The organism is Mesorhizobium sp. M0522, from assembly GCF_040321085.1.
GTDB lineage: Bacteria > Pseudomonadota > Alphaproteobacteria > Rhizobiales > Rhizobiaceae > Mesorhizobium.
Genome location: NZ_JAMYQW010000010.1, coordinates 33,564 through 57,397, shown reverse-complemented (window position 1 = coordinate 57,397; position 23,834 = coordinate 33,564). Strand labels below are relative to the sequence as shown.

The 23,834-nt window shown below is 60.9% G+C and carries 18 protein-coding genes and 3 pseudogenes; 5 read left to right on the top strand and 16 right to left on the bottom strand.

Features of this window, described 5'->3' with window-relative positions; all coding sequences use genetic code 11:
• The first annotated feature begins 162 nt into the window (after positions 1 to 162).
• A complete protein-coding gene (locus NKI58_RS14085) occupies positions 163 to 1,473 on the top strand; it encodes a hypothetical protein (protein ID WP_352516088.1) in 1,311 nt (436 codons plus the stop codon).
• An 81-nt stretch (positions 1,474 to 1,554) separates the two neighbouring features.
• On the opposite strand, the gene NKI58_RS14080 is transcribed toward NKI58_RS14085, so the two are convergent.
• A complete protein-coding gene (locus tag NKI58_RS14080; protein WP_352516089.1) occupies positions 1,555 to 2,607 on the bottom strand; it encodes an RHE_PE00001 family protein in 1,053 nt (350 codons plus the stop codon).
• A gap of 130 nt (positions 2,608 to 2,737) precedes the next feature.
• Between NKI58_RS14080 and NKI58_RS14075 the strand changes: the two are divergent.
• Positions 2,738 to 4,009, top strand: a pseudogene (locus tag NKI58_RS14075) (transposase); the annotation flags it as partial.
• 50 nt (positions 4,010 to 4,059) lie between these two features.
• Here NKI58_RS14075 and NKI58_RS14070 read toward each other — a convergent pair.
• The 5 genes and pseudogenes from NKI58_RS14070 to NKI58_RS14050 form a co-directional block, all read right to left on the bottom strand.
• A pseudogene (locus tag NKI58_RS14070) lies at positions 4,060 to 5,678 on the bottom strand (ISL3 family transposase).
• A gap of 150 nt (positions 5,679 to 5,828) precedes the next feature.
• The gene (locus tag NKI58_RS14065) at positions 5,829 to 7,307 is read right to left on the bottom strand and encodes a protein adenylyltransferase SelO (RefSeq protein ID WP_023680878.1); all 1,479 of its coding nucleotides are present in this window, start codon (positions 7,305 to 7,307) and stop codon (positions 5,829 to 5,831) included.
• A 355-nt stretch (positions 7,308 to 7,662) separates the two neighbouring features.
• Positions 7,663 to 8,271 (bottom strand): RES family NAD+ phosphorylase, encoded by a 609-nt coding sequence (locus tag NKI58_RS14060; RefSeq protein WP_352718337.1) that lies wholly within the window; start codon positions 8,269 to 8,271, stop codon positions 7,663 to 7,665.
• Positions 8,272 to 8,949: an XRE family transcriptional regulator gene (locus NKI58_RS14055; protein ID WP_352516091.1), complete on the bottom strand. Its 678-nt coding sequence runs from the start codon at positions 8,947 to 8,949 to the stop codon at positions 8,272 to 8,274. It lies immediately after the preceding gene.
• 92 nt (positions 8,950 to 9,041) lie between these two features.
• Positions 9,042 to 10,180, bottom strand: a pseudogene (locus NKI58_RS14050) (RHE_PE00001 family protein).
• 284 nt (positions 10,181 to 10,464) lie between these two features.
• On the opposite strand from NKI58_RS14050, the gene NKI58_RS14045 reads away from it, so the two are divergent.
• Positions 10,465 to 11,397: a recombinase family protein gene (locus tag NKI58_RS14045; RefSeq protein ID WP_031213393.1), complete on the top strand. Its 933-nt coding sequence runs from the start codon at positions 10,465 to 10,467 to the stop codon at positions 11,395 to 11,397.
• A 287-nt stretch (positions 11,398 to 11,684) separates the two neighbouring features.
• Here NKI58_RS14045 and repC read toward each other — a convergent pair whose 3' ends face one another.
• The 7 genes from repC to NKI58_RS14010 all read right to left on the bottom strand — a co-directional run bounded on the left by repC (position 11,685) and on the right by NKI58_RS14010 (position 19,293).
• Positions 11,685 to 13,028, bottom strand: a complete 1,344-nt coding sequence (gene repC / locus NKI58_RS14040) for a plasmid replication protein RepC (protein WP_352718342.1) — start codon at positions 13,026 to 13,028, stop codon at positions 11,685 to 11,687.
• Positions 13,029 to 13,183: 155 nt separating this feature from the next.
• The gene (repB, locus tag NKI58_RS14035; protein ID WP_023680871.1) at positions 13,184 to 14,170 is read right to left on the bottom strand and encodes a plasmid partitioning protein RepB; all 987 of its coding nucleotides are present in this window, start codon (positions 14,168 to 14,170) and stop codon (positions 13,184 to 13,186) included.
• 73 nt (positions 14,171 to 14,243) lie between these two features.
• The gene (gene repA / locus NKI58_RS14030; protein WP_023680872.1) at positions 14,244 to 15,452 is read right to left on the bottom strand and encodes a plasmid partitioning protein RepA; all 1,209 of its coding nucleotides are present in this window, start codon (positions 15,450 to 15,452) and stop codon (positions 14,244 to 14,246) included.
• 715 nt (positions 15,453 to 16,167) lie between these two features.
• Complete coding sequence (locus tag NKI58_RS14025) at positions 16,168 to 17,334, bottom strand: ATP-binding protein (RefSeq protein ID WP_023680874.1); 1,167 nt, start codon at positions 17,332 to 17,334, stop codon at positions 16,168 to 16,170.
• Positions 17,335 to 17,468: 134 nt separating this feature from the next.
• Positions 17,469 to 18,653, bottom strand: coding sequence for a site-specific integrase (locus NKI58_RS14020; protein WP_352718346.1), 1,185 nt, complete (start codon positions 18,651 to 18,653; stop codon positions 17,469 to 17,471).
• On the bottom strand, positions 18,650 to 19,036 hold the full coding sequence (locus NKI58_RS14015) for a type II toxin-antitoxin system VapC family toxin (RefSeq protein WP_352718349.1): 387 nt from the start codon (positions 19,034 to 19,036) through the stop codon (positions 18,650 to 18,652). The genes NKI58_RS14020 and NKI58_RS14015 overlap by 4 nt, the downstream gene beginning before the upstream one ends.
• A complete protein-coding gene (locus tag NKI58_RS14010; RefSeq protein ID WP_352718352.1) occupies positions 19,036 to 19,293 on the bottom strand; it encodes a type II toxin-antitoxin system VapB family antitoxin in 258 nt (85 codons plus the stop codon). The genes NKI58_RS14015 and NKI58_RS14010 overlap by 1 nt, the downstream gene beginning before the upstream one ends.
• Before the next feature lie 168 nt (positions 19,294 to 19,461).
• Here NKI58_RS14010 and NKI58_RS14005 point away from each other — a divergent pair, with 168 nt between their 5' ends.
• Positions 19,462 to 20,415: a DUF1403 family protein gene (locus NKI58_RS14005; protein ID WP_352853335.1), complete on the top strand. Its 954-nt coding sequence runs from the start codon at positions 19,462 to 19,464 to the stop codon at positions 20,413 to 20,415.
• 2 nt (positions 20,416 to 20,417) lie between these two features.
• On the top strand, positions 20,418 to 21,125 hold the full coding sequence (gene scpB, locus NKI58_RS14000; protein WP_352853333.1) for an SMC-Scp complex subunit ScpB: 708 nt from the start codon (positions 20,418 to 20,420) through the stop codon (positions 21,123 to 21,125).
• 43 nt (positions 21,126 to 21,168) lie between these two features.
• Here the strand turns inward: scpB and NKI58_RS13995 are convergent, their stop codons facing one another.
• The 3 genes from NKI58_RS13995 to NKI58_RS13985 form a co-directional block, all read right to left on the bottom strand.
• Complete coding sequence (locus NKI58_RS13995; RefSeq protein ID WP_023680932.1) at positions 21,169 to 21,693, bottom strand: RES family NAD+ phosphorylase; 525 nt, start codon at positions 21,691 to 21,693, stop codon at positions 21,169 to 21,171.
• Positions 21,690 to 22,076, bottom strand: coding sequence for a hypothetical protein (locus NKI58_RS13990; RefSeq protein ID WP_023680933.1), 387 nt, complete (start codon positions 22,074 to 22,076; stop codon positions 21,690 to 21,692). The genes NKI58_RS13995 and NKI58_RS13990 overlap by 4 nt, the downstream gene beginning before the upstream one ends.
• Positions 22,077 to 22,571: 495 nt before the next feature.
• Positions 22,572 to 23,684, bottom strand: coding sequence for an IS110 family RNA-guided transposase (locus NKI58_RS13985; RefSeq protein WP_023680934.1), 1,113 nt, complete (start codon positions 23,682 to 23,684; stop codon positions 22,572 to 22,574).
• Between the last annotated feature and the right edge of the window lie 150 nt (positions 23,685 to 23,834).

Genomic DNA, 23,834 nt, shown 5'->3' with positions numbered 1-23,834 from the left:
GATCTCCGACGAGAATGGGTATCATGCCCTAACTCACCTGGGAAGAGAGAATGAGAACAAAAGTAGGACAAAACGCCTATGACCTACGGCAATGCCATCGCGGCGAGTACCGTCTGAGCTTGCGGTTCGCGATATGGCCGCCATTAACTCAGGGGAATGTCGATGGCTGTGCTTGATCATTGGCGGCACCTTCTCAACACGCCCAAAACGCTGACGTGCAAAAAGATGAAACTGCTTGCTCGCGACCATGAGGAACCGATCATCATTGGCACTGGCGAGTTCAACATCATAGACAACACGACGTTCCGCTATACGCTTCGCGGCCGTCCAGCTGACGCCGCTTATACATTTCACCAGCTCAAGCGTCAGAGGGAGAACCCCTATGAAAGCCTCATGCGGTTCCGCCTCGTGTTCTGGGATGAAGGTGGCGTGGAATACGCGGGAGGATGGACTGTTCCCCACGTAGAGCCGGGTAGCGGAGATGAATGGATTTTCTCCGGAGAGACGCACAGTGGTCCTTGGCTGCACGAGCCCTGCGACGCGTCCGAGTCGAACGCGACCGAACTCATATTTGCGATCCCGCGAGGGAGCGCGGCGGCGCTTTGCCTGTCGCGCTTCGTGCGCATGCCGCATGAAGGCATGAAACATATCCCTGAATACGTGCTGCACACATTGGGATCAGATATTGCGTTTCATTACGATTCTGCGGTCGGACTGCTGTCCGTTAACGTTCCGGCGTCCGCCCAACTGCCGCTGACCTTTACCGAGAACTGGATCGCTGAGCCATTGCGGATCATGTTCGGCCAATTGATATACCCGCGTCTGGTCGCCCGGAATCTCCCTGACGGGTTCTCGCATATCAGCCTGAGGCCAGCGCCAGATTTCTCGGACGTGACGGGATGGTTGACGCTCTGGTCAGGGGAAAATGCCCTGACCGACCAGATCGGGTTCTGGAACTTGTACGCGCAAATTCTCTCATACGTCGCTCTTAGCCGAGATAGCGGCGGTGATCCCAACTTCGATAGGAATAAGCTCACCCGGCTGTATGAAGAGGTGATCCAGGCGGCGAGCGGGTCCCGCTGGGTTTGGGCGCTGACGACTGCGAGCAGTGTCGAAGCCATTACGCGCAAGCTGATCCCACCTGATGCAACTCGGCCAGGCGTCGACATGGAGGCCATCAAGGCGCTTTCAGTTCATATTGACGCCTGGAAGGGTGACCAGGGCCTCAAATCCGCCGCGGTCGGCGCTGTGAAACGTCAGGTACAGATGACCGCCAAGCGCGCACTTGTCGCCTTCAAGGACCGACAGGTAATAACTGCCGAACAGCTCGACGCATGGGAGACCCTGCGAAATTCCGTCATGCACGGCAGTCTTGTCCCACCATATTCTACAGAGAGCGAAGATGCCCAGATGCTCGCGCTTGCGGGGCTGCTGCATGCATTGACTCGAGAACTCGTTAGAGTGGAGCGATAGGCCGCGCCAGAGATATGTCTATGCCGAACGCCTATTCGGTCTAAAACTACGGCTGGAACCTGACGCTCCACGCGCCCCAACCTAGACGATCCCCCATGCCCGAAACCTCCCCCTCCCCGTCATCTCGCGCAGGCTAAGCTCGCCGACGAGGTTGAGCGCACCCTGCTTCGAGACTTTTAGCCCGTCCTGGATCATGCCAGTCGAGACGATCGGGCGAGACAGCACAAGCTCGACCAGGTCGGCCAGTTTCGAGCTGGCGCGCCGTTTGCGCAGCCGCCGCTCCATCTGGTTTTTCGCCAGCACCAGCCGATCGTGCTCCTTCAATCCAGCCAACGCTGCTTCCTGGATCGCGTCGACAAACGCCAGCAATCGGTCGCTCCGAGTCCTTGCTCGCCTCCGCTCCCGAGGAATGCTTTTGGCGCCTAGATGCAGGCAGGCGAGATGGCTCGCGGCGAGTCCTTCCTGCCGCAGCAGGGCTGCGACGAGCAGCGGCCCGATCCAGCCGCCACGCTGCAACACCTCGATTTCGTACCAGGCGTCGAGAACCACCGAGGCGCGCAAAACCGGCGGGAGGTCCCGGACGTCGGCCACCACGGCCTGCCATTCGATCAAACGGGCACCCTCGTCCCAGTCGAGGTCGTAGATCAAATCCGGCCGCTCTTCCGGCCTTGGCGTTGTCGTTGGCGCCACGTCGGCGCCGGCAAGAATCTTCGATGAACGCGCGAGCACGGCCTCAATCTCCGCAAACTCCTCCCTCAGGAGGTCGTCCTCTTCCGCGTCGCCGCCATCGATGTCGTCTTCCATTCCCGCCGGCGCCCTATCCCCTTCCTGGCTGTCTTTCGCCGGCGCCGTGACGCTACCGCGGCCGGTGAGCTGGCGCAGCCCTTCGCGGCTGGGCGCCCAGTCCGGCTTCTGGGCAAAAATTCGCCGGCGGGTTCGCAGCACCGCATGCGCCCGGGTGAGCTCGTGGGTTGGCGTACGGATATCCATGTGGGCGTCGTGCAGGACAAGGTCCTCGAGGTGGACGAGCTCGCCCTCGAGCCAGAGCGCCGCGGCCGCGTCAGCAAAATGCTGGCGCTCAACAAAACCGTCGCGGACCGGCGAACGGGCCAGGCGCTCGTCGAGCCGCGCCAAAACTCAGTGGCTGTCGCTTTTACTTCCCGATTTCAAACGCCCGAACGTCATATGCCGGTTAGGTTTGGGTGCTATGGCGGGTGCAATTTTCCGCTAACGATTTCACTGATCGCTCGATTTGCCGCACCGATTGCACACCCGATTCCCGGTCTCTGCGTCTTTGTCGCCGTCTGATGAGGAATGACTGGCCGCGCGCCGCATGGCTCGAGAGTTGGACAGGGTCCTCGAGGGTTCGGGACCACGTCGAGCCGCAATAGATCGGGCTGCCGCCGAGCTGCGCCTGTCGACCCGGCAGGTCTACAATCTCCTGGCGCGCTATCGCGTCGATCGCAGGGTGACGTCGCTGCTGCCTCGCACGGACGGCACGAGGAAGCAGCGACTTCACCAGGACGTCGAGGGAATCATCGCCACGACACTGCGAGAGCAATGGCTGGTGCTGGAGGCCCCGCCGCTCGCTCCGGTAGTGGCCGAGATCCGCGCTCGCTGCGAGGAGGCCGGTCTGATTGCGCCATCCTACCTCACCGTGGCCCGCCGCATTCTCTCGCTGTTCAGCCCTGAGGATATCGCCAGGAAGCGGTCGGCGAATCCGAAGCATCTGCAGCGCCTCAAACCGCGACCAGGATACATCCACGCATCGCGACTGCTCGAGGTCTGTCAGATCGATCATACGCCCACCGACATCAATTTCGTGGAGGTCGTCGAAGGTGAGGGATCTTCGTCGGCAGCGCATTCCTGACGATCGTCACAGACGTGGCATCGCGCTGCATAATCGGCTTCTGTCTCACCCTAGAAAAACCGTCGGCGCTGTCCGTCGCGCTATGCCTCGCACAAGCAATGTGTCCGAAGGATGCCTGGCTGGCCGCGCGTGACATAGAGCATCGTTGGCCGATGTTCGGGCGACCACGGTTGCTCGTCACCGATTCCGCGAAAGAGTTCAAAGGGCACGCATTCCAACGCGGGTGCGAAGATTATGGCATTCGCATCCGCTACCGGAATCGCGGCCGCGTCCACCAGGGCGGGGTGGTCGAAACGTTGCTAGGAAAGCTCAATGCCGTTCTTGCGACGCACCTGGAGCGGTGCGTGGCGCTCGCCGTGCTCGACCACAATCTTCAAGAGAACGCGAAGACGTTGAGGGTCTCGGCAACGGAATGGGAACGGCATAGCCGTGATCTCCCGCGCTTCGATGACGATCCTGTGCGGGTCCTGCTTGCATTCCTGCCCGGGGCAGAAAGACGCCTCGCCGCAGGGCGTCAGCATGTTCGCGCTCGACTACTACTCGCCATGGCTGGGCGGCTTGGTCCCGAAGCGAAACCATTTGGGCCGGATCGAGGTGCGATACGATCCTCGCGATATCAGCCACATCTACATCCGGGATCCGGAGACGAGGGAGTTCCGGCCCGTGGCGGACGCGACGGATCGCTTGTGTCGTTTTCCATTTAATTCGGTTCTTCCTCACTTTGTGTGGCGCGGAGGGAGCATGCGTGCCCTCAGCAGTTCAGGGCCTGCCCTACCGTACATTGCGCGCTTGAGGGTTTTGAGGCGGTTGATCTGGCCTTCGGCCTGTCCGTTGCTCCAAGGCAGCTCAATGGCGTTGTTGACGGCATCGATGTCTCTGCGCAGGACGCGGGCGAACCGCATGATCGGAATGAGTTCGGAGTCGATTGCGTCGTCGATCCACGCATCCAGTGGTGCCGATCTCTTGCCGCGAAGGATGCCGTTGAAGCGCATCGCCAGGCGTCGCATCTCGGCGAAAGCGTCAGATCCCTGCTTCAGGGCATCGACCTTCCTTACCTGCCGGTCTGTCAGCAGGCCTCGCGGCTTGATGCACAGCGCCGCGGCGACAACTGGCGAGATCGCAGGACCGGTATCCGGATCTCGAACCGGCTCCAAGTTCAGCGCGGGAGACTGAATGTCACCGGCCTGCTCTCTTTCGGCCCGCCGCCAGGCTCCGAGAAGCCGCTCCAGATTGGCGAAACTGCCAGTGTAGCCCCGCTGTTTGACGTCATGAAACAGATGCCGTCCGCAGCGATTCCCATCCTGCATTGGGCGAGGAAGGCTTCGAAATACCAAGGTGATGTGGGGTTCAATGCTGCGCGCCGCCTGTCTGGCGGAGCCTTGAACTTGAGCCAATTCGCTATGCTGCGACGTTCATAGCCGGTCCGGCGGGCGATCTCGCTATACGACAGTCCCTCGTCGCGCAAAGCGTGGAGCGTTTCGAATATCTCCTGACGAAATTGCCTATGCGCGAGACGGGCGCGCCGGCGATGTGTCGCAGCGTCCACGATTGCATCCTCCGACAGGATGGCCCTGCCGGTGGCACGTCCAGAAAGGCTCATCTGTTCTTCGATGGCCGAGCGAAGATTCTGGACCAGGTGAAACCGATCGGCGACCTGTCGTGCCTGCGGTGCGCCCTCGCGAATAGCCTGCGCATAGAGGCCGCAGCGGTCCCGGCTGACGACTTCGACCGAAGGATGGCTCCGCAGCCACTTGGCCGCACTATCGACACTCCGATCATCGAGAATGTCGACAACCGAGCGGCGCTCGAGATCAACCACGATGGTCCCGTAGCTTGTCGCCCGCCGCCAACTCCAATCATCGATGCCGACCACCGGACCTCGGAGTTGCGGTGAGCGAGCGTGGCATCCCGCTTCAACTGCCGCAGGATGGTATCGTCGCTGACCGGCATGCCGAGCCGTTGCATCAAGCGTTCGCCAGGACGGCCGCCAGTGCTGTGGCCAAGCAGGCCAACGATCTCCCCGACCCTTCTCGTCCGGCGCGCATAAGGAGCAGCGATCATCGGCAGCCGGTCGGTAAATTTCGTCGCTCACATTTGCGATTTGCGCATCGCCAGCGGCTCAGCAGGAGCTTCACGGTCACGGGCTTGCCCTGGACCGGGAGATCTTGGAGGCTGCGGTTGGACCAGCCGTGCCGACTTCGGCTTCGCCGTCCGCAATCGGGACAAATGCCGATTGCTGGTGCGGCAGCGGAAACAACCCATCTGTCATCATCGGCAAGCGCGACACCCAAATTCTGACCCCGGGGCCGGGCGACCATTTCGATTTCCTCTGCATGTCCGCCCATAGCGATATCCTCGCTAACCGCGGATGAATCACACAAAGTGAGGAAGAACCCAATTAAGTTGCCAAGCGACAGGAACGTCGCTCGCGCGATCGAGCGCTTTTTTCGTCATCCAACGCATCTCTTCGCAACGAACCTCAGGTTCAGGTCCCACAAAAGGTCTTATAGACGCGGCCATCGCGCGGTGGTGGCTCGGCATAGCTCGCGAAGCCTGGCTGGACTTCGTATGGCTTGCCGAGCACGGTCAGAAGGTCCTCGAACGGTCCGAACTCCTGTTTCTTCACGGCGGCCTCGATGACCGCCTCAACGCGGTGGTTGCGCGGGATAACGGCCGGATTGACGCGCTGCATGGAAGCCCGGCGCGCTGAACCTTCCTGCGGCTCTTGCCCGAGCCGTTTGCGCCAGCCCTCGGCCCAGTCGTCATATGGGGCAGGGTCTTCGAAGAGGCTGCGCACCGCGACGTCGCCTTCGGGTCCCATAGCGGCCTCGCTCAGGCGTCGGAAAGTCAGGGTGAAGTCCGCCTTGCCAGCGACCATCCGATCGAGAAGATCCTGCGTCAGCGCAAGATCGCCTTCCCGCTCTGACAAAAGTCCCAACTTGCTACGCAAGCCACTATTATAAGCGTCGCTGAACCGTGCTGCGAAGGCAGAAAGCGCCGCTTGGGCCAGCTCCACGGATTTGTCCTGATCCTCAGCCAGGAGGGGCAGCAGAGACTCCGCCAGCCGCGTCAGGTTCCACTGGGCGATCGCAGGCTGATTGGCATAAGCGTAGCGACCTAACTGGTCGATCGAGCTGAATACGGTCTTAGGATTGTAGATGTCCAGAAAAGCGCAGGGGCCATAGTCAATCGTCTCGCCGGCGATAGACATGTTGTCGGTGTTCATAACCCCGTGAATGAAGCCGACGAGCAGCCACTGCGCTACGAGGTTCGCTTGGCGCGCAATCACACTTTCCAGCAATGCCAGGTAGGGGCGAGCAGCACCCGCGGCATCCGGGTAGTGCCGGGTGATCGCGTGATCAGCGAGAGCCCTCACCGCATCCACGTCCCCGCGCGCCGCGAAGAATTCGAAGGTTCCGATCCGCATGTGGCTGGATGCGACCCGTGTCAGCACTGCGCCTGGCAGGTAGGTTTCTCGTATCACCTCATCACCCGTCATGACCGCAGCAAGCGCCCGAGTGGTCGGAATGCCAAGAGCCGCCATGGCCTCACTGACAATGTACTCGCGCAGAACGGGGCCAAGCGCCGCCCGCCCGTCGCCGCCGCGGGAAAACGGTGTTCGGCCGGAGCCCTTTAGCTGGATATCCCGGCGCACTCCTTCCTGATCGACGATCTCGCCTAGCAGGATTGCCCTTCCGTCGCCGAGCTGCGGCACGAACTGGCCGAACTGGTGTCCGGCATAGGCGGTAGCGATCGGCTCGGCACCTTCGGGAATCCGTTTGCCGGCAAGAATCTCAACACCCGCCTGCGTGGCGAGTTCTACCGGGTTGAGCCCGAGCTGGACGGCCAGCTCCTGGTTAAGCTTGAGGAGGTGCGGTGCGGAGACCGGGGTCGGGGAAACACGCGCATAAAACGAGCTCGGCAGCCGAGCATAGCTGTTGTCGAATGCAAAGCGTACCGTCATTCACACTCCTCAAACATCAACGGCAGTCGCGAGACGCTTCGTCGGTCGCAAAGATTGTTATCAATGACAATAGTGCCATCAGACTGCCGATCCGTATGCTGATGTGGCGATGCTCGAACTTCATTTCCAGCTACGTGCCAGAAATGGATGTGTCAGTGCCTTCGGGCAAGTAGCCTCTTCGAGCGGAACGGCTACGACGCTTCTCGCGCCAGCGAACGTCTGGTCTTCGCGAATCGGTAGCCTTAAGCCGCCTGACTGCTTCGGCCCCACACCGGTCGTTCCGTTGCTCCGGCTTAGTGGACGCTTCTGACGCTACAGCCATCTTCGCCAAGCGATACGGATACGAGCTGCATCTTCACACCAACCCTATCCTGAAATCCTCCAGAACCTGAGCCAGCCCCTGCGCGCCGAGAAGTGTCAAAACGCGCTTCGGCGTAAGCTTCAGTATCGCCCGGTCGTAGATGGCGAGATTGGTCGCCTCATTGAGGCGCGAGGGGTAAATGACCCCGTCAGGCTCAGATGGGTGCTGGTGAAACGCCAGTGACCACCGGCGTGCCAGGTTCTGGCGCTGTGCCCGAACGACATCGGTGGGCACACCCATCCTGACCGCGTTGTCGCCCCTCAGGTCGACGAGGCGAAGGTCCGCCGTAGTCGTGATCTCCGCATAGCGCCGCTGGGTCAGTTCCACCTCCTCTATCGGAAGATCGTCGACAAGCCCTTCGCGGCGGTCGCGGAGCACCGTTTCTAGAAAGCACACCTTCAGGGAGTCGCCGAGGTAGAGAACGCAGAAACGGTTGGCAGCAACACGACGCCGAGGATCGCTGAAGCGGCTCGGCGATTTTCCGCACCCCAGCGGATCGGGATAGGTGCTCCAGTAGATCCGACCGAATGTCTGGCCCGGCGGTAAGGTCTCGATTTCGAGCTTTGCGTGCTCGAAATCGGGTGGAGGTGGAACGCCGGGCATTCAGTCGAAATCGCCCCTGGCCATGCCTTCAGCCGCGGCCAACACCGAAGCGTCATCGCCTTGCTGAAGGGCACGAAGACCCGTCCGCCCATCGAGCGCGCCATGAGGTGACACCAAAAACCGGTAAACGGCCCAGGCACTGTTGCCAAACATCGCATGGAGCGCCGGCAATGTCCCAAACGGCCGGCCATGCTTGTCGAGCTGCCATACGGGAAAGCGGAAGCCGCGCTTGGCACCATCGATCCCGAGCACCTGCCCGCTCTGCCGCTTGGCGTTGACCGTCACCCGCGACGTGCCGATCAGCTTGGCAAAGGCATCCGCGCTCAGCATGTCTTCGCCGGCGACAATTTCGGCAACACGCTTGCGGCCACGCGCGCGCGCTGTGGCAAGCGCCGCCTCAAGCTCGGCATCGGGCTTGCCCGTGTCCTCGACGGGAAAGGTATCGATCGGTTGCTCCTCGACCGGCGTGATCGTCTGCGCATCGGCCGCCGGATCGACCTCTACCCGGAACGATACGCGGTGGCCGATCTTGCGGCTGCGTGCGATCGCTTCCTGATAGCGTTCGAGCAATACCTTCTTGAAGTCTGCCTGTGCGGGAAGCTTTGTCGTGAAGCTCAGGGCGGCGACCCCCGCATGCGACGGGGTCCCGCTATGATTGCTGCGTTTTGGAGCGGCCATGATGAGAACCTCCTGCTGTCACCAATATGGTTACAGAGCGCAAGTTCGTCAAGTTCGATAATTTCGTAAAGTCAGTGGAGAATGGCTGCGGACTACACAATTCCCCAGGCGCGAAACCTTCCCCTCCCCGTCATCTCGCGCAGGCCAAGCTCGCCGACCAGATTGAGCGCCCCCTGTTTTGTCACTTTAGCCGCTCCTGGATTATGCCAGCCGAGACGAGTGGCCGCGACATCGCGAGCTCGACCAGGTCGGGCAGTTTCGAGCTGGCGCGCCGTTGTTTGAGCCGCCGCTCCATCTGGCTTTTCGCCATCGCCAGCCGGTCGTGCTCCTTCAAGCCGGCCAGCGCTGCGTCGTGAATGGCGTCGACAAAAGCCAACAACCGGTCCGAGCGATTGCGCGCCCGTCGCCGCTCGCGCGGAATGTTTTTGGCGCCGAGATGCAGGCTGGCGAGATGGTGGGCGGCAAGACCCTCCTGGCGCAACAGCGCGGCAACCAGCAGCGGCCCGAGCCAAACACCATGCTGCAGCACCTCGATGTTTTGCCAAGCCTCGAGCAGGATCGCGGCGCGCATCACCAATGGCCACTCCCGCGTGTCGGCGAGCACGGCCTGCCATTCGGCCAGCCGTTCTTCTTCATTCCAGTCGAGATCGTAGATCAGGCCGTTTTGCGGCTCCGGCCGGTCACGTCGTGACTTTTCCTCCTTTCGACCAGGCACGTCTGCGCCACTGAGAATCTTCGACGAGCGCGCCAGGACAGCATCGATCTCGGCAAATTCTTCGGCCAGGAGATCGTCCTCAGCATCATCCCGACCGTCGGCTTCAATAGAGGCAATTCCAGCCCCCTCCTCTTCCCGGTTTTTTTCGCCCTGCGCCGCCGGCACAGCGCCAATGCGGCCAGACAGCGACAACAAACCGTCGCGGCTGAGCGCCCAGTCCGGTTTTTGCGCAAAAATGCGCCGGCGGGTTCGCAGCACCGCATGCGCCCGGGTGAGTTCGTGGGTCGGGGTGCGGATGTCCATGTGGGCGTCGTGCAGGACAAGGTCCTCGAGGTGCACGAGTTCACCCTCGAGCCAAAGGGCGGAAGCCGCATCGGCAAAATGCTGGCGCTCGACAAAGCCGTTGCGGACCGGTGAGCGAGCGACCCGCTCGTCGAGGCGGACCAAAACCTCGGTCGCGCGGGAAACCGGCCCTATGAGGGTTTGCAGGGACAAATCGCTGATGTCGTAAGCCATTGTTTTCATGATGGCTGATTCGCGCTAGTCAAGCTATTGGCCATTTAGGTTGACTTGCCGGGGATTTTCTCTAGCGCGCTTTTCACTATCGATAATGACCTCATATCGGGACTGTACAGCACCACGCCCTAGGACGCTCAAGAGGCTAAAAAACGTTGATTTGCCGGCTCATCGAAGCCGTAGGAGCTACGCAAAAAGGCACTAGAGACGTTTACAAACGATCGTTTGTTGATATCTTCGGTGTTTGTACAAACGCCCCTTTCCCATGCTGAGAGACGCCGCACATGGCCCGCGAAGCGCAAGATCGACGCTCCGGACGACCAAAGGGCCGGAAAATCGGCTACGCGCGCGTATCGACGGACGAACAAGCGACGGAAGCGCAGGAAATTGAGCTTCGATCGGCCGGCTGCGACGTCGTCGTTCAGGAACATGGATCCGGTGCGTCGAGAGCTCGCCCTGCTCTACAGCGGTTGATGAGCGACATCGGCGCCGGCGATGTCCTGGTCGTCGTGCGTCTCGATCGCCTTGCGCGCTCGGTCAGCCATCTTCTTCAGGTGATCGAGGATCTGACTGAGAAGGGCGCGCATTTCCGATCTCTTCGAGATCCAATCGACACGTCGACGCCACAGGGCATGTTTTCGCTACAGGTACTCGGTGCCGTTGCCCAGCTCGAGCGTGCGCTGATCTCGGAACGGACCAAGGCCGGCATCATCGCTGCGCGATCGAAGGGGCGCCTGCCAGGTAATCCTGGCATCCGGGAGCGCAGGCCCGAAGCCCTGGCGAAGATGGCCGCGCTGCAAAAGGCATCCTATGGCCGACGGCTACAATCAACTATGAACCAGTGGCTTCCGACGGTCCGCCGGATGCGACCAGACCATAACTGGGACGACATCGCTCGAGTCCTGAAGCAGCGTGGCCTCGACTGGACGCCTGAACGACTGCGGCGGGCAGTGAGGTGGCTCGTCACCGAGCACCTGGCCGAATCCACACTGCTAAAGCGGGCGTCTCCTCTGCCTCCGGAAGATCGCCTGATGACTCTTGTGGCCGGGATTTCGCAGTCTAACCCAGACCTGTCGCTCCGCGACATCGCTGGCCAGCTCGAGCGCCTGCATGAGCGAACCCCACGAGGAAGCGCAAAATGGTCTGCCTCCTCAGTCAAGAACCTACTCGATCGAGCCCGCCGGCTTGGACTCGTCGCCGAACTACCCGCGAGCTGACCGTCATCCCGCTGCAGAACAGTCCTCAGTTTACGGTCCTTGGCTGACGCTCGACATTCCCGAGCCGCTTGTACGCGGCCCAGGCATCGGCTGGAACAGCGCTGCCGGCCCGCGTCAGCCAAGCCGCTCGATCGGTTTCGGCGAGTGAGTTCCACCACACCATTCCGGCGGTTTCATCGGGCGTCGGTTCCTGGTCGTGTTGGTTTTTCATGCCTTCGATGCTCTCATAAGACGCTCGCCCCCACAAGTCTGCAGCCACCGTCCACGGATCGAAACCCCCCGGCTGATCATGATCCGCGCCCTGGCTTGTCGAGGCTGCGGCGCAACGCATCGCTGATTTCCAGCCGGGATTCGGTGCGTACAACCTTGCCTGCCGCCTCCAAATCGACGGCAGCGGCTTCAGCTCCGGTTCCGGTCGTCTTCGACGCGTCAAGCTTGGCCCGCAACAAGGCCATCACCATCGGCCAGACCGAGAACTTTCCGACCTTTGCTCGATCTGTCAGGCTGCGCAAATAGCCGCCGGCGCTGTTGATCTGGTCCTGCCGCTGGTAGATCGCGGCAATGGCAACCGCCGCCTGCTGCTCACCCATTGCCGTTCGCGCTTCCTCCCAGGCGCTCGGGCTGACGCCCATGGACGGTCGGGCAACCTCGGCCGCGGCCAGAAATTCACGCCAGTTGCGGATTCCGCCGCCGCCCTTCACCAGCCAAAGCATGTTCGGGCAGGCATCCAGCACGATCCCTAGCGGCAGTTCGCGTTTCGGCAGGCTCCGTACGTTGTCGGTGTCCGCAACGTTGCCGCCCGCTTCATCTTTATTTCCTGAGCCGCTTTCAGATTCAAATTTAGAGTCTGGTTTTGAATTCTGTATGTGGCGCCCATTTTGGGACTCATTGGCGTCCACTTTCTGTGTTTTTACAAATGATTCCAATGCTTCACGCACTTCAGCCCAAAGGCCTTCAAGTTCTTCGGCAATCACCTCGAGAGTCTGCCTAGGTGCAGTGCGTGGTATCTGACCAACAATCGCCTGGTAGGCCTGCTGAACCCTGCCCCAGTTCGCCGGCACGCCTTCCTCAATGCCGGTGTCGATCATCTTGACGATATCACGTCGGCATATGGTAAGCCGCTCCTTAACGAGACGAAATGCCTTCTTCTCAGATCTCACCGCATCCGCAAGATCCTTGAACTCCTCAGCGCGCGCCACGATCGGCGAGATGTCAAAGCCATAGGCTTGCTCGATCTCGCCCGCCTGCCCTTTCCGGGCGAAGCGCTTGCCGTTTGGGCTGTCCCGACGGATGATCAATCCACACTCGACCAGAACGGCCAGGTGTCGCCGTAAGGTCGTTGGGGGCATACCATTGGCGCGGCGGATCAGCTGCTCGTTGGATGGCCATACAACCAGTTCGCTGTCGCCATAAAGCGCTGTGTCCGGATGGAACGACAACAGCGCGTCGAGAATAGCCAAAGCGCGATCGGTGGCGCCCAGAGCGATCCTGGCGTCCTTGATATCTTGGAAGACATGCCATTTGTGGACGATCGCGTCCTTCGGCACGGCCCTTGCGGTGACTTGGCTTGAAATCATGCCAAGCGTCATCGGCCGCCGCCCAAAGGGCGTCGTCGCAATATTCGTCTCCATTTTCTTTCACCCTCGATTAGGCAAAAGAAATCCGCTCGCCGAAAACCGACGCTATGTCTCTTGACAGTGATTCGCGGAAATGAGATTCTCGAAGTGCGATCTACGAGAAGGGCTTCCGCGACGGCGACGTTCGGGGGCCTTTTTCTTTTGCGGTTTCAGTCTCCTGTTGCTGCTTTCTCCGACTTTCTAAAGGCCTCGTAGAGTCCCTGCAGATTGTCGGAAATCCAAGTTCCAAAGCGGCTGCCATCCGTCTCCTTTACGGCGATCGTGACGGCCTTCCCCGCTCTTTGAACGCTGACGCTAACCGACTTGTCATGCGGAGCCCACGATTGGACCCCGGGTTTCACACTGGCCTTGCGGACGCGCTTTTCCTTTGCGTTCAGGGCCATGAACAACTGCTCAAAGCGTCGGTTACTCTCTAGCCCACTGAATTCGGGTTCGGAGAGGATTTCATCGACTATGTCCGATTTCTTGCCGACGAGCAGGGATAGCTCAACCCACCGCTCGCGACCTATAGATGGAGCTGATCCAATTTTACCTATGACTGATGGCGGGATCCGTGTAGCAACCGACACCATTTTTGAGACGGCGGCGGCGTTCGCAGCCAATGCCGACGAGATGACATCTCTGTCGTAATTCAGCTCCTCGAGACGCTTTGCGAACGTCGCCTTCTCGATAAAACTTAGATTTGCTCTGGCAGAATTCTCCTGGCCCTGAGCAATGACATGAGCCTTGTCGTCAATCTCCTTGACGACCGCCCTAACCTTCCGTCGGAGATCTCGGGCCACCCGGACGCGCCGATGCCCAAAGACGATCATGAAGCGGCCTTCGATGCTCGGGTGGGGGCGCACAAGGATGGGGGAATCCTGTCCCCTCTGCTGAATCGCTTCCAGCAGTTCCTGATATTGTTCCCTGTCGTCATCCATGCGATCGGAAACGAACGAGCCGTCAATAGCGTCCGGGTCGAGTTCGACTACATGCTCACCCTCAAGGTAGGCATCCGCCTGCTTTGCCAATTCATTAACGGAGCGGATCATGGATTTCGAAGCACCGCGAATCGGATAGGCCGCAGTTGAACTAGATGTCAGCTGGTCGTCTGCCTCCGTCTCAGCGAGGCCGGAAAGAAGATTCTTACGTGCCATCTTAGTCTACCTCCGGATACAACTTAGTCTGTTGAAAGCACAGCGCAAAAGTCCGTTTTTGTCAGCGGACAAGTCAGCGCCCCCATGCTTTATGTATCAACGTGGCGATTTCTCCGTTTACGACATCGAGTGCATCCATTGCCCGCTCGTATGTGGAACGAGTCATCGCGTTTTTTTCGACTTCGTAGAGGCTCTGCTTGGTGATCCCCGCATCAGAAATCGCCGTGGATTTCAGCATCTGGTTCTTGAGGATGAACTCACCAAAAAGCGTGTGGAGGAACGCTACCATCTGCGCTTGCGGCTGATCCGTCGGCTCGTATCGCGTTATAAGATAGCGATACCACTCCAGGTTCACCTCGGCACCCGCTGCCCGGATTGGCTCCAGAATATTCCCGAGCATCAACAGGAATTGGCCCATTGACATGACATCGAGCATCTGCGGATGGATCGTTATCAAGACTGACGTTGCCGCGGTCAACGCTGTAATTGTCAAATAGCCCAGTTGCGGTGGGCAATCGATAACGACGACATCATATAGGGCGTCGACCTCACCCAATGCCGTCGAGATGCGCGTGAAGAACGCCTTTCCCACGTTAGACGTCCTGTCCGTCATCGCCAAAGGCGTGTCGTATTCGAATTCTTGCAGCTCAAGGTTTGCTGGGACGATATCCAGTCCCGGGAAATTTGTTGGCCTGATGATTTCCGAGAGAGAAACCTTCTCGTCGTCGTAGCGGATCGCATCGTAAAGCGATTTCGTCTGGTCGAGTTCTGGCTGGAACCCGTGCAGTGAAGACAGCGACGCCTGGGGATCAAGATCGACAGCCAATACACGGTGTCCCGTCAGAGCGAGATACTGGGCGAGATGAGCTGCTGTCGTTGTTTTGCCGCTACCTCCCTTGAAATTAACCACAGCTAGGATTTGAAGTTTCTCGCCCGACCGACGATGGGGAACATACATGCGGGCGTCGGAGCGCCCGTGTTGGTCAAGGTATTGGCGTAGCTCGATCATCTGCCCGGCCGTGTAGGATCGTCTGCCAGAAGACGAGGTTTCAGGTACTGGGCCTTTGCCCTCTAGATGTAGTTTTTTTAGATGGCTCTGAGAAACACCGAGATACGTCGCCACTTCCGCCAACGAAAAAGAACGCAAATTCTTCTTGGCGTGGGGAGGAAAACGCTGCATCGAGAGAAGGTGCAGCTTCTTTGATATCTGATCCCCTTGTTCGAGAATGCGTTTCTCGAACAGCAATGGGGTTTTCGCGGGAACGGGCGAACTCACGTTCATTCGATCAAGACTCTCTAAAAACGATTTTTGGCGGAATGTGGCCAAGCAACCGTCATTATGTCCGATTCGTTCGAACCGGCAAGAAGTTTTAAGTTAACAAGAGGTTAATGCCCTCTGCTCGCATTCTGCGCGGCATAACGAATATAATCTGATTCAAAGAATTGAATACGCTACGCAATTTGCCGATTTTGTCAGCGGACAAGAAACCTCCCTTTTGAAGTTGCCCTTTGCACCGGGCAGGAGCTTCCAGTTCGGCCGGGCCACGTGCTGGGCATCGCCTAGCAATAGACGTCAGCAAGGCCGGGCGGTGTGAATGAAGACCCGTTTCAATGACATGCGCGTAGTAGTCGGTCCGAACTCGCCAGCCACGATGAGCAGTAGTAATTCGACCTCGCCGATTGCTTTGTCCTGCACGATCGAGGTCATGGGACACGACAAGACTGCAGTAACCGGCGCGGCCATCTCACACCGGGCAATCAGATCAACAGCAAAAGCGGCTCTCTCAGAAATCCGCGGAACGGGCCTGAAACGAGTAATGTCTGGGCGGACTAATGCTCATCGCAGTGTTTCGGGCGAGGATCGAGGCGCAGGGCCAGGCCGCGACTAACGCTTTGAGAAGACCTCAGCGGGTCAGCGACGGAGTGAAATGCCGTAAAGGCGCTGTGTGCCGGATGGGGGGCGGGTAGTAGGGACAGAGAGTCGGGCGAAGAGGCTATCAGCCAAGTTGGACCAGCGTTTTCGCAAGGATATGAAGTGGAACTGCCTCGACGTCATGTTTCAGCGGAAAGCGCTCTGCTCCCGGATAGACAACGAGGCGACGGATAGGATCTACGTCCTCGCACGCCAGATGAAAGCCCTTCTCCACTTTTGGCGTCAGGCTGCGCTTGATCTCGATCCCCCATGGGCGGCTGCCTGGAGGGGTCAAGAGGAGGTCGATCTCGGCGCCAGCGGATGTGCGATAGAAGTTGGCTTCTGTGCCGGGCGGTGCGACCGCAATCAACGTCTCAATAACAAAACCTTCCCAGCTGGCGCCGGCCACGGGATGAGCGAGAACGTCCTCAAGGGTTGTCAGTCCAAGCAGCGTATGCGCAATGCCGCTGTCGCGCACGTAAACCCGCGGCGACTTGACCAGACGTTTTCCGACATTTGCATGCCACGGCTCGAGCCTTCGCACCAGCAGCAGATCGACTAGCAGGTCGAGGTACGAGGCAATCGTCTTGCCATCGACTCCGAGGGCCCGGGCAAAGTCGGCAGCGTTGAGGAGGCCGGATTGATGATGTGCCAGCATGGTCCAGAAGCGGCGCAGCGTTTCGGCCGGAATGCGAGGCCCGAGCAGCGGGATATCGCGCTCGAGGTAGGTGCGGATGAAGTCCTGCCGCCACCGCTGACTGGCGCGGTCGCTCGCCGCCAGAAGGCTGTCGGGAAAGCCGCCGCGCACCCACAAGGGGTTCAACTGTTCGGCCGGCACCTCCAGTCCGTCAATCGGATGCATCTCAAGATAAGCAATGCGGCCAGCGAGTGTCTCGCCAGTCTGCCTGAGGAGATCGATGGAAGCGGACCCCAGCAGCAGAAAGCGCCCTGTCTTCTTGCCGCTGCGGCGACCGCGGTCAATCAAGCCACGAAGATTCTGGAATAGGTTTGGAAGCCGATGGACCTCATCGAGGATCACCAACTCGCCCTCGTGCTCGGCAAGGTAGAGCTCCGGCTCCGCGAGCTTGGCTCTGTCCGCATCGGACTCGAGATCGAGATAGATCGACGGCCGTGTCTCGGCTATTTCGAGCGCGAGTGTAGTCTTGCCGACCTGGCGCGGCCCAATCAGTGCCACGGCTGGGATAGTGTCTATCAGTTCGGCGAGTTGCGTTTCGATGCGGCGCTTGATCATCCTCGCAATTATGGAGTGCAATTCCTGATTTGCAAGAAAGGACTGACGAAATTGGTCAGCATTGAGCCTATTGGCAACGCAACGTCCGATTTGGGAGAGGTATGCCAGATTGGCAGGGGAGGGGACTTCGTCCTCTATAATCCCGACGCCTTGGTGAGGTTGATTCGAAACCGGTCGCGCCGCCGCTGATATCTGCGGGTCATCTCAGCGCTTGTGTGGCCGAGTTGCTTCTGCACATAGCGCTCGTCGACCTCGGCCGACGAGGCGAGGCCAGCGCGCAGCGAATGGCCGGAAAACTTTTGGCCGCGTTCGCCTTCCGACAAGTCGCCGCGCACGCCGGCAGCGAGCGCGGCGCGCTTGACCAGCCGCGCCACCTCCTGGTCGTTCAATCGCTGGGCTCCGACAGCCTTGCCTTGGCCGGTGACGCGTCGAAATAGCGGTCCGTGCCCAATCCGTGCGAGTTTCAACCAGGTCTGCAGGGCGACCATGGGGCAGGTCGCATCGGAGGAGCCACGACCGATCTCGACCTCGCGCCAGCCCGTCTTGCCGCGCAACGTCACCAAAATACCTTTGTCGAAAATCTCGACCCAGCCGCGGCCGTCCTCGGTTTGATCGCGCGCAACGTCGAGGCCGACGATTTCGGAGCGGCGCAAGCCGCCGGCGAAGCCCAAAAGCAACATGGCGCGATCGCGCAGGCCACGCAGCGTGCCTCGATCGAGCGTTTCCAGCATGGCGATCAAATCCTCGGGCAGAATGGCTTCCTTCTGCAGGGGAGGGGAGGCGTGGGTGTTGCGGATACCGGCGAGCACGGTGGCGATGTGGCGGTCTTTCCTGTCCAGTGGTTGGCCACGCTGAGTATAATTCCAAGACAGCGAAGAAAGGCGGCGCTCGATCGTCGCCACCGATTTTTTGTCCCGACCAGATCCCGAGGCTTGCGCAGTGATGTAAAGGCCGACGGTCTGAGGATCGGGCGGCAACACCTCGATGTTCTGGCGGCGCGCCCAGGCGCAAAAATGCTTCCAGTCGGCGGCGTAGGCGCGCCGCGTGTTGGCCGAACTCGCTGCCTCGACGTAATCGCGGGCGCGGCCGGCGAGCGCCTCGAGATGCGCAGGAAGGCTGGGATCCGCGATGGCTGGAGGGGGCGAGGCGTAGTCGGCATCGCCGGCGAAAAGCCAACGGTTTGGGTTCCCGAACGACGAACGCTCGTCCGGCTGCTCGTCCGGTGTCCTGCCCATCTCCATTACGACATCGACGATGTCGGGCATGTCGTCATCGCCGGAAGCAGCCGATGATCTTTGAGCGTTGTCAGCCATGCTCATGCCGCTTCCATATCCGTTTGGGAGAAGTCGTTGCCTATGAAAAGCAGCGGTTCATCTGCACGCTTTGCCAAAGCATAGGAGAGGCAATCGGCAAAATTCAGCGCCGCCGGGTGGTGGCCTTTGCCGTAGGTAAGCCAACCCTGGGTCGCCAGATCAACCAATTCGGAGTCGACAGGAATGATGTCGGCCTCGATTTTGCGCAGCCAAAGATCGATCTCGGCCAACTCGTGTTCGCCGCGCCTGCTGACCAGCACCATGCGTGCCTCGAGCACGCAGGTTGCCGGGACCAGACGGATTGGGTCCAAGACCAGCGCTCGTTCCAGCCTTGCTGCCTCAGGCTCGCTCCGAAGGATCGCTACAACGGCTGAGGTATCGATCACCATCAGTTCGGGATTCCATGCTCGTCATACCCGATGATCTCCTCGTCGCTGCGATTATCCAGTTCGGGCAATCGTGCCACTCTTTCTCGGATGGCGCGCAATTCTGCCAGCAGACGCTCCTGAGCGGTCTCTCCAAAGCCCAAGCGATGCAGCCGCTCGCTCAGGGCCTGGTGAATGGCTGCCGTCTTGCTGATGCCCTGGCGGCGCGCGAGTTCGTCGGCGAGAGCCACGGTGGCCGGATTTTTGATGTTCAGGGACACGAAAGACTCCAAAAGTCTACCATTCTGGCCTATTCTACCATGTTTCCTTCGCCTCGTAAAAGACGAACGATAATGCAAGATTATCGTTCGTTTTATTCGCGCGACAGGCTGTGCGTTTTGGCGCAAAACTCATAGCAAATAGCGCACCGTCACTTTACCCTCCAAATCATGATTCGCCTCGATCCCGCGACCGCCAGCCCCGCCGCGCCGCCCACCGTTCCGGCCGGGGCGGCCACAAGCGCCGACGCGCCGAGCGACGGCGACGCCGCCTTCCGGGCCGGCGCCGCCCTGGGTGCCCTCGACACGCTCGCCCGCGCGCAGCCTGCCTGGGCGGGCGCCTGGCGGCAGCGGCTGGCGCTTCACTGCGCCGCCGCCAGCATGCGGCTTGCCGGCCGCGCCGAGGACGCAGCCGCCTTGCGCGATGCCTGGCATTTGCGTCCCCCAGGTGCTGATCCCGGTCCCGCCGGCGCCGTCTATGGCGCCTGGCGGCAGTTGGCCGGGCAGCCGCCCGCCGCTACGCCCGACCGGCTCGGGAAGACCGTCGACCAGCTTGGCTTCCATTGGGATGTTGAGGCACTGGCCGCGCTTTGTGAACACATCGACGACCTAGCGCGCTCGGGGCGGCCGGCACCATTCGCGGCCGCGGCGATCGCGGCTCACGTCGTCGCCATGCGCCCCGATGCCGAACTTTTGGCCTGGTGGCTCGCCGATCTGGTGCTGGCGCACAGCCTGCGCTGGCAGCGGCCACTGCCGCTCATCATGGCGCAAACCTTCGGTCCGGCTTTTCGCGGCGAGGCCGGCGGCAAGCGAATCCGACCGGGCGAGAAAAATTTTGAGCGGGCGGTCTGCGTTGCGCTGGTTCAAGCGGCGGCCGATGCCTGTCGGTTGGCCGGCGAGCTCTCGCGCCGCGCCGAGAAGCTCCTCGCCGTCGCGCCAAAACTGCGCGCCAAGGGCGCCGGCGACGTGATCTTTCTGCTGCTCAGTGAAGACGCGGTCTCAGGCTCGCTGACGACGAAAACCCTGTCGCGCTTTGCCGCACGGCGCCTGTTCGAGCGGCTGCAACAGCTCGATACGGTGCGCGAGCTTTCCGGCCGCACCACTTTTCGGCTGTTTGGGTTGTAGGGATGAGCGAAGCGTCTGCCCGCCGGAAGCCAAACGTTCAGCCGGCTTTGCTGGATACCGAGCTGGAACATCTGCCGGCCGAGCTTCGCTGGCGCGAGTGGATGGGCCGGGTCGAAGCGGTGATTTTTTCCGCCAGCGAACCGGTGACACGTACTGTCCTCGCGCGGGTGGTGGGGAAGAACTGCAATCTCGAGCTGATCATCGACGACATCCGCGCCGAGCTCGCCGGCCGCCCCTACGATCTGGTCGCGGTCGCCGGCGGCTGGCAGCACCGGACCAAAAATTTTTTTGGGGACGCTATCCGCGCCGCCTTCGGCACGGCAGCGGGCGAGGGGGCAAAAGAACTGTCGCAGGCGGAGGCGCTGGTTTTGATGTGCATTGCCTATTTCCAGCCGATCACCCGTGGCGAGCTGTCAGGCTTCTTCGGCAAGGAAGTGTCGCGCGACCTGATCGGCGTGCTGCGCGCGCAAGATCTGATCGCCTCGGGGCCGCGCAGCCCGCAGCCGGGCGCGCCCTATACCTATGTGACGACCAAAAATTTCCTGTCGCAGTTCGGGCTCGACACGCTGCGCCAGCTGCCCGATTTCGAGGCGCTTGAGGACGCAGGGCTGCTGTCGAAGGAGAAGCTGCTGGCCGGCAATATTCCAGCCGGGCTGGCGAGCGGGGAGGGCGACGGCGAGGACGATGTCGTTGGGGACCAAGCGCCGTGACGGGGGACGTCGTCGCGTTGCGATCCCAGAGACGGTCGATAACTCAGCACCAGGACGACTGGTCGTGCGGCAACCGTTGATCGGGATCGTGAACCGCGACATGGTCGCTGTCGACAAGATTGGCCGGAAAGATCACCAGATTGGTGCCGCCGGCGTGACGCAGCGACGGAAACAGGATGCCGCGAAGTCCGGCGGTGATGACCAGATCCGCGAGCTTCCACGATGGTGGGATCTTCTTGTCGATGCGAGCGACCTTGCGCCAGGCACAATCCCACTCCTTCCACGGGCCGTCCCAGATGTCCGGGTCGAAACCCTGCGAAAGGTCGGCTACCTCGGCGAGCGTGATCTTGTAAGCGGCAAGGGTGGCGGGCGGGGTGATGCTGGCTCCCTGCTTGTATTCATCAAGCGCCGTCTGGGTCGCACGCGACAGATAAAGTGCTTCGATGCCTGGCCGGTTGAAACGACCGCCGTCCATCGCTGCGCCTGCACCGCTGGTGGGCAGGAAAGCCCATTTGGGATTCAGATAGCGATGGAAGATTTCGTCTGGACCGATGCGGGTGATCCTCACCCGCGCGCACCATTCTCGAGATCCCGGATAAAGGCCAGAACCGCCTCGACCTGGCCGCCCGCGACGAGCTCGGCTGCGGTACGATGGCCATAGTCGGCGATCGGTTCATTGCGGTACCAAAAGATCGCCTTGTTGACGTCGCCGGTGAGTTCCGTCGCCGCCGAGATCACTTTCACCATCTCGCGCATCCGGCCCTGCAGGCGCTCCGATGAGGGATTGCGGAGCGTGTTGCGGTGGACACCGGTCAGTTGGGCCAAGTTGGCCACCTTCACGCCCAGCGCCTGCGACAGGCGCTTCGGCGAGATATAAGGCGTGCGCGGCTCCTGCAGGCTATCGACAAAGCCGGAAATCACCGTGGAATGTGCGAGCTGTGCGTGGGCCATGACAAATCTCCGACCTCTCATATGCACAATATATGCACATTCCGATGCATAGCAAGTGGACGGAGGCCCTACTCCTTCCACCAGACTACTTGCCCTTCTTCATTCCGTAGCGTTTGTTAGCTCTTATGACCGTGGTCAAGCGTGGTAGATGAACTTTTCCGCCCCATGTCTTTGCCACAGGATGTTTGCCGTTGATGGACAGCACGGGGACGGGATGAGCCCTTGAGACGACGGTCGATCATGCTCTTATCCGCGGGTTGGCTACCGCACTTCCGTAATCCGTCTTGGGCTATCCTTGTCTAGAGTCGGGCGTTGGGCCGTTGCCCAGCCACATAGCTAGCGCGGGAATTCCCCACCGTGGCCACATCCCGTCTCCGTGCTGTCCCGGTTGTTCCGCCGGATTGAAGCCGTTCAATTAGCTTCAATCCGGCGGCGCCCGTGGGAGACGAGCGTTTGCTGGAAGCTCAATCTTCACGGGGGAAGCGCACCGCATCTTCAGCGCACCGGCTCAACCTGGTGGCCGATGGCCCACAGGAAAGCCGCCATCTCGCGGGCGATCGCCGCCACGACGATCGGTCTCTTCTTGCCAGAGGCCGTCAGGCGCCGGTAGCGGGCGCACAGTCGGGTCTGCGCCTTCCAGGCAATCTCGCGAACCGCCTTGGGCAGGCCCTCGAGGCGGATGCGAATGGTTTCCGTCACCCGGGCCGGATAGCGGTAGCTCCAGGCGCCCTCCACCAGGACGCGGCGTGCGCGGCGGTTGCCGGCAAGCGTCAGGCCGCCACGCTTCACCGTCTCGCCGGTTGACCGCTCCGACGGCACCAGGCCGAGAAAGGCCATCAGCTGCCGCGGATTGTCGAAACGGCGCACATCGCCGACTTCGCTGACAAAGGTGACGGCAACGATGAAGGAGACACCACGCAGCGCCTGATAGGCCGCCACCACCGGCGCCATCGACCAGCTCGGCACCAGCTCGGCGAGTTGGGCATCGAGCCGCTCCAGCCGGTTCTGCGCATCGGTGATCACATCGACCTGATCCTGGAACACGATCTGCTGGGCCGGATGGTCGAACTTCTGCGCCGCCAGCCAGCGGGCATGCGCCGGGCCCCAATTCTTGCGTCCGCTAAAGACCCGGCCATGGCGCAGCAGGAACGACAGAAGCTGCTGGCGCTTCTTGCGCAGATCCTCGCTCGCCGAGCTCCGAACGCGCACTAGATCGCGCACCGCTTCATGCACTGCGTCGGGAACCCAGATCCCGGTCAGCTCCCCCGCCCTCAGCAGCCGTGCCAGGGTGACCGCATCGCGTCGGTTCGTCTTGACGCGTTCGCCCGGGCGCTTCGGGATCAGCGACGGCGCAACGACATCGCAGCGGTGGCCGAGCTCAACGAGCTGGCGACAAAGCCCGTAGCCGGTTGGGCCGGCCTCGTAGCAGAAATGCAGGCGCGGATATTTGCGCTCCAGCTTACGCACGAAGCGTTCCACCGCCGCCGGTGTCGCCTCGATCTCGCCGAAATAGCGGACCTCCCCCTCCCGGCCACCCTCCGCAATCGCAATCGCGTGCTTGGCTTTCGAAACGTCGACACAGACGTAAAAATCCTTATCTTCTGCCATGGCTCGTCCTTCCTTTGCTGGGGCTCGGCTCGGCATTCCCGAGCAACCCCCGTTTGCTTACAGCTGCAAAGACTAAGGACGGGCCGCCGCTCAGACCACGGTCATAACGTCTAGCGGCGGCAATGCGCCCAACCTCGGTCGTTTATTGCG